A 6,404-nucleotide genomic window follows, 5' to 3' on the forward strand; every position below is an offset into this window, starting at 1 on the left:
CTAGTAGCAGACGATTGATTTGTCTTTCAGAAAGATTCAGTTCGACACAGGCTCGATTCTTTGTTTTCTTTCCTTGGTCTATAGCTTTTATCACAAGATATTTTTTCGTTTCATTCATATTCAGTTGGATCCTTTTCATACGACTATTTTATCAAATGGGACATTTTCACGTTCGATTTACTAAATGAAAGTTATATAATGAAGTTAGCCACCCAGCCCTCCTAAAAATTAGATGGTTCAACTAGCTGAAAGTGTAGACATAAGAAAACACCTCTGTGTTATACTTGTTGTTCAACCACAAACACAAGAAAGGCACAGAGATGCGATATTTTAAAAGAGTTGGATTTCTCCAACTCTTCTCTTTTTAATACACGTTATTTTGATTTGACTGGCTTGTCTTGAGCTGTCTTCAAGGCTGTGGCAATCGTATCTGCATACAATTTTGCTCCTGCTTCAATAGTGCTAGTGTCACTTCCGAAATGGACTTGGTCTGTTCCTGCCCAAATTTCTGGATGCTCTTTCGCAACTTGATTCCAATCTGCTATCGTGATGTAAGGTGTCTTCTCTGCCAATTCTCTCATGTAGGCAGCAGCCTTCTCAACGATGGCATAGGTCTCTTTTGTCTTATCTCCCTCATAAGGAGTCACCAAAACCATATGGTGGCCCTTAGGAAGATTTTTCACGATACTGTCCCAGTCTTCCTTGTAATTTTCAGGATTATTTACCCCAGTCGCAATGACCACCATCTTAGGTAAAAATTTATTTTGGCTATTGTTTATCATGATTTCATTGGCAGTCTTAGTTGTTCTGCTGACCTGCGCGTTAATTTGTGCTCCAGGAAGAGCTGTCTGCAGGGCTGTATTTGCCCTTAAAGCCACCGAGTCACCAATTAACATAGTGCCATCAGCAATTCCTAAACTATCAGCTTCTGCTCGTTCTGCTATCACTTTTGTTTGGGCAATAGTACTAGCAGCTTGCTTCAAGCCATTGACAGTTAAGTCTGTCTCAAACGCTCCCACTTGTGGTGCCAACAAAGTCACTAAGAAGACAATGAAGGCCAAGATTCCCGTACTTGTTGCAAGAATTGTGTGAATATAAGGCAGGGGACGAAGAGTTTGTAAAATAGGTGTGTTCTTGCCTGCAATCCAAGGTTCCAATACATAAAATGAAAGACTGGCAAATCCATAAGAAAAAATCAAAGTTAATAACACAGCAAGAAGATTTGAGGTCAACTGTGAGAAAATGATGTAGAAAGGCCAATGGAAGAGATAAACTGCATAGCTAGTATCCGCTAAAAAGCTAATCATCTTTGTCTCTTGTATATGATGTGTCTTTTCATGTAAGACACGCGCCGCCAGAATCATAGCAAGAGCTGCAAGGCTAGCAAGTAAGAAGCCCATAAGATAGGCAAAAAGATAGGTAAATTTGACAAAGAAGGTCAAAATGAGTAAGAAGCCAAAACCTCCTCCAAAAACCAAAAGGGTCTTGCGTAAATCCCAGATTTTATCCAACTGCTTGACGAGGGAAGTCGTCTGACGAACGCCTACAATCGTTGCTAGGATACTTCCCAAAAAGAATGGATAGACATGAGTTAAACTGGAGAAGTAAACAGAGGAATAAGAGGTCACTAGAAAACTACCAATAAACATGGAGAAGAAGCTAATCAAGAAGGCAGCAGCTGATAAGAGAAAAACCATTCCCCTCAACTGACCATTTGATTTGGACTGTTTGGATAAGAACCAAACTGCCAATCCCCAAAGAATATAGTAGTGAACCTCAACGGCCAAGCTCCAATTATGAACAAACAAATGAGGAATGAACTGAGATTCATAACTCCCACCTGTTAGCAGTTCATAGAAGTTAGTCATAAAGCCTAAAACACCCGCAATCTGACCCCCAATTCCAGCCACATAATCTTGGCGAACTAGAAAGGTAAAGGGCATAGTTACCAAGACCATCAAAATCACAGGTGGCACAATCCGATAAAAGCGTCTCCTAAAAAATCCAATCAAGTCAATCTCATGATTTTTAGAAAACTCTTCGATGAGTAGAGCCGTAATCAGGAAACCTGAAAATGTGAAAAAGACATCTACCCCGAAAAATCCTCCAGGAAAGATGGTCTGAAAGAAATGATACAAGAGTACCAGTAGTAAACCTGTAATCCTAATCAAGGAAAACCATTTAATGCGCATACGAGTTTATTCTCCCTTTCATTATACACTTTATTCTATCAAAAAAAGAAGAAAAATCCTAAGAGAAAACTTAGGATTTTTAGCTTATATCTATTCCGTTTTAGAAATTGCGTCCTGACTTATTATAGCCATATTTTTCCACAAAATACTCACGGAATTCCAAGAGATTGTCATCCATGATGGCTTGTCGCACTTGCTTCATCAGGTTAAGCAAGAAGTAAAGATTATGGTAGCTAGTTAAGCGGATACCGAAGGTTTCATCAGCTTTGAGTAGGTGACGAAGGTAGGCGCGTGTGTAGTTCTTACATGTGTAGCAATCACACTCAGGATCCAGTGGCGTAAAGTCCTCAGCAAACTGGGCATTTTTGACAACCAAACGTCCCTGACTGGTCATACAAGTCCCGTTACGAGCGATACGAGTCGGCAAGACACAGTCAAACATATCCACCCCACGAATGACCCCATCAATCAAGCTATCTGGCGCTCCGACACCCATCAAATAGCGAGGTTTATTTTCAGGAAGCAGTTGGGTTGTGAAGTCCAAAACCGCATTCATCTCTTCGTGGGTTTCTCCTACTGCCAAGCCACCGATAGAGTAGCCTGGGAAATCCATGCTGACAAGGTCATGAGCCGATTGGCGACGCAGGTCTTCAAATCCTGCCCCCTGCACAATCCCAAATAACCCTTGGTCATGCGGACGACGGTGAGCCTTCAAACCACGCTCAGCCCAACGACTGGTACGCTCGATTGATTTCTTAACGTAATCGTAAGGTTGATAAAACTGAGGACATTCGTCAAAGGACATCATGATGTCTGAGCCTAGATTATTCTGAATAGAGATAGCTTTTTCTGGCGATAGGAACATCTTGGAACCATTGAGATGGTTTTTAAAGGTTACTCCTTCTTCTGTGATATTACGGCTATCTGCTAAGGAATAAACCTGAAAACCACCACTATCTGTCAAGATAGGCTGGTCCCAATTCATGAACTTGTGGAGACCACCTGCGCGAGCAATAAGTTCATCTCCAGGACGAAGCCAGAGATGATAGGTGTTTGACAGGATAATTCCCGAACCCATCTCCTTCAATTCTTCAGGCGACTGAGTTTTGACAGTGGCTTGAGTCCCAACTGGCATAAACATAGGTGTTGGGAAGGTGCTGTGGGGAGTGATGATTTCTCCCAGACGAGCTCCTGTATGTTTTTCTTTCTTAATCAAACGGTATTTGATTGGTGAATCTGACATTTTTTACCTCCGAAGCTGGGAAAGACAGTCCCAGTTCATACTTTGTACCCAAGGGCATACTGTATGATTTTATCAAAAAAAGCTGGAACTGTCACGAACTATGGTATAATAAGAGAATGAACTATCCAAAAATTGATTTAAAAACAATTCGTCAGGAGTCAAAACATTTTCAGGCTGACACCCCCCGTCTCTTTCTCCTCTATATCCTTCCCAGTATGCTGGTCATCTTATCTGGTTTTCTTAATCCCTTATCTCGGATCCACGTGACTGTTTTAGAACAGCCATTTTTCAGCATACTTGGTCAAATACTTCAAGCCTACCTCTTTCCTCTACTAGTCTCCTTTATCGGGACTATTCTTTTGACCAGTTCCGTCTATGCAACCCTGACACTCATGAAAGATTCTAAAACGGAGCCATCTGTAAAAAACAGCCTAGCTCTCTTTGATGAGGAGCGCTTTTCTCAAACCTTTTTGACCCTACTTCTCAAACGTTTCTATCTCTTTTTATGGAGTATCCCTAATTTACTTGGGATTTACTTCCTCTTTTATAGTAGCTTTTTAGCCCAAAAATTCGTCACCCTACATCCTGAGTTTCCAAATCTAGATCTCTCATCAGTTGAAACCGAGCGTTTCCTCATGGTCTTTGGACTCTACTTTCTTGCAAGTCTCATCTTGATCATTGTAGGAAATATCCTCTATATTCCACAGTATTATGCCTATTCACAGGTGGAATTTCTTCTCTGTTATAGTCTAGACCTAGGACAGGCCTCACCAAGACGAATCCTAAAAACTAGCCGTTCCTTTATGAAGGGCTACAAGTTCCAGCACTTTGTCCTAGATTTACAGCTTCTTCCTTGGTACTTCCTCAATTGGATTACCTTTGGCATTGCTAGTTTTTTACTCCTACCTTATATCCAATGTACTAAAATCAGCTTTTATAGAGCAGTACTTAGAGCAGCACTTAGTAAAAAATACCAACTAAACTACCCCTGGTAGGGCTAGTTTTTCACTCCTACCCTACATTCAAATTAATTAATAAAATGAGTTTTTACCGAGCAGTATTGGCTCGAAAACGTCCAAAAGCTTGAAGGTTTTCCCTCAAGCTTTTTTCTATCAATGAGTTTCTCCGCCTACCAACTTGAGATCCTGATCTCCATGTTCTATAATGGCTCCGATTGCCGCTTCTATCCCTCGCCTAATATCCACTAAACTCATAGCTGGAGTTGTAGGTCGATTCACCACCTATTCCATCATATAAGGAATATGCATAAAACCTGCCTTAACATGTGGAAATTTCTTTTCTACCAAATAGAGGGCCTGATACATCAAATGGTTGCAGACAAAAGTCCCTGCCGTATTGGAAACAGAGGCCGGCAAGCCCTCTTTTTTTATAGCTTGAACAATCGCTTTAATCGGTAAACTACTAAAGTAGGCCGAAGCACCGTCTTGGCGAATGGAAAGGTCAATCGGTTGATTACCATCATTATCAGGAATGCGTGCATCGTCTTGATTTATAGCCACTCGTTCAGGCGTCAAGCTAGATCTTCCACCTGCTTGGCCAATACAAAAGACAAAGTCAGGTTGATAGCGGTTCATCTCTTCTTCCAATACTTGAGCCGATTTGTGAAAGACTGTTGGCACTTCTAACCAACGGACCTCAGCACCATGGATTTCAGCTGGTAAACCTTTAATGGCCTCCAAAGCTGGATTAACCTTTTCCCCTCCAAAGGGCTCAAAACCTGTCACTAATACTTTCATTTCTAACTCCTCAAAACAAATTCAATGAGACTTTTTCTTAAAAACAAGTATAACATATTTCCCTTATTCCGGAGTGAAAAGGACTAGCGAGACTAAGATTGACCTTTGAACTTATTTAAAGAGAAAAATACTAATCAAGGCTAAAATAGCTGGCTCACCTTGCTTCAAAATAATTTTCTTATCTGCTGTGAGAGAGCCATAAGCCGCAGCACCAATCACAAATAAAACAAAAATAGTCACAATTTCTAAATTCTGTGAGAAATAAATCCCATACAGGAGAAAGACTCCTAGCAGAGCATTATAAATCCCTTGATTTTTAAACAGTGAACTTACCGACGGACGAGCTAGTTCTTCCCTGTCCATGTTAAAGACACGACTAGTCGCTTCTGATTGCGTTGCAATACTTTCCAAATAAAAAATGTAAAAATGCTCCAAAGCAACGATTGTTGCTAAAATAATTGTAATAATTGACATCTATTTCTCCTTAAATTTCTATATTTTCAATGCTCAAAACCAATTTGTTTAATAAACGGCTGAATTCTGTTCTCTCAGACTCTGTTAAGATACTTTCCATCTCTTTCTTAACCTTGATATGCTGCAGAGGTGGATTCATCACTAACTGCTCCTTGGCATACTTCGTAGCCTCTACCAAGACTTCTCGCTGATTTTCAGGATTACGATGACGCTCCACCAAACCTTCCTTTTCTAAAATCTTAAAATGCCGTGTCAAAGCAGCCTGATCAATCTTCAAACGCTCCTGAACCGCTATTTGATTACAAGGGGAATGCTTCAACAAAAATAATAAAATCTGATACCGTGTCAAACTAATCCCAAGCCTTTTTTCAAACAATTGCGTACTCGCTTGCTCAGACAAGCGGAGTTGATACAGTAAATCTTGAATCTCTATCATTTCTTCCTCCTTTCTATTGATTTATCAATAGTTGATTAATCAAGTTTAATATAATACTGGACTAAAATCAAAAAACATCTTATAATAGTAGTTATGAAACTTACAAACGAAGAAACACAAAAAATTGAACAACTCCTAAGAGATTCATCGTACGCCAAATATCACAAACGTCTACAGATTATTTATTTTCGCTCAAAAGAAAAGAGTTATAAGGAAATCATGGATCTGCTAGATTGCAATAAAACAACTGTTTGGAGGAATTTGAAAAAATATAAGGAGTTTGGTTTAGAAGCGCTTCTTCA

Annotated in this window: 6 protein-coding genes and 1 pseudogene; 2 read left to right on the forward strand and 5 right to left on the reverse strand. The window is 40.0% G+C overall.

The features are described 5' to 3' along the window. Nucleotides 1-374: 374 nt before the first annotated feature. The gene (locus HT688_RS11025) at nucleotides 375-2,192 is read right to left on the reverse strand and encodes an acyltransferase family protein (RefSeq protein WP_001220862.1); all 1,818 of its coding nucleotides are present in this window, start codon (nucleotides 2,190-2,192) and stop codon (nucleotides 375-377) included. A 100-nt stretch (nucleotides 2,193-2,292) separates the two neighbouring features. After that, nucleotides 2,293-3,435 (reverse strand): tRNA guanosine(34) transglycosylase Tgt, encoded by a 1,143-nt coding sequence (gene tgt, locus HT688_RS11030; protein ID WP_001285257.1) that lies wholly within the window; start codon nucleotides 3,433-3,435, stop codon nucleotides 2,293-2,295. A 116-nt stretch (nucleotides 3,436-3,551) separates the two neighbouring features. Between tgt and HT688_RS11035 the strand changes: the two genes are divergently transcribed. Continuing rightward, a complete protein-coding gene (locus HT688_RS11035; protein ID WP_001108855.1) occupies nucleotides 3,552-4,430 on the forward strand; it encodes a DUF975 family protein in 879 nt (292 codons plus the stop codon). Nucleotides 4,431-4,547: 117 nt separating this feature from the next. Here HT688_RS11035 and pcp read toward each other — a convergent pair. From pcp to HT688_RS11050, 3 genes and pseudogenes are all read right to left on the reverse strand, one after another. Beyond that, nucleotides 4,548-5,192, reverse strand: a pseudogene (pcp, locus tag HT688_RS11040) (pyroglutamyl-peptidase I). Between the two features lie 111 nt (nucleotides 5,193-5,303). After that, on the reverse strand, nucleotides 5,304-5,666 hold the full coding sequence (locus HT688_RS11045; protein WP_000022854.1) for a DUF1304 domain-containing protein: 363 nt from the start codon (nucleotides 5,664-5,666) through the stop codon (nucleotides 5,304-5,306). A 10-nt stretch (nucleotides 5,667-5,676) separates the two neighbouring features. Then, nucleotides 5,677-6,102, reverse strand: coding sequence for a MarR family winged helix-turn-helix transcriptional regulator (locus tag HT688_RS11050; RefSeq protein ID WP_000570119.1), 426 nt, complete (start codon nucleotides 6,100-6,102; stop codon nucleotides 5,677-5,679). A gap of 93 nt (nucleotides 6,103-6,195) precedes the next feature. Between HT688_RS11050 and HT688_RS11055 the strand changes: the two genes are divergently transcribed. Continuing rightward, nucleotides 6,196-6,404: helix-turn-helix domain-containing protein (locus HT688_RS11055; RefSeq protein ID WP_172923233.1), on the forward strand; the 209-nt coding region annotated here is incomplete at its 3' end.

The organism is Streptococcus sp. 1559 (genome assembly GCF_013276735.1).
GTDB classification, from domain to species: Bacteria; Bacillota; Bacilli; order Lactobacillales; family Streptococcaceae; genus Streptococcus; species Streptococcus pseudopneumoniae.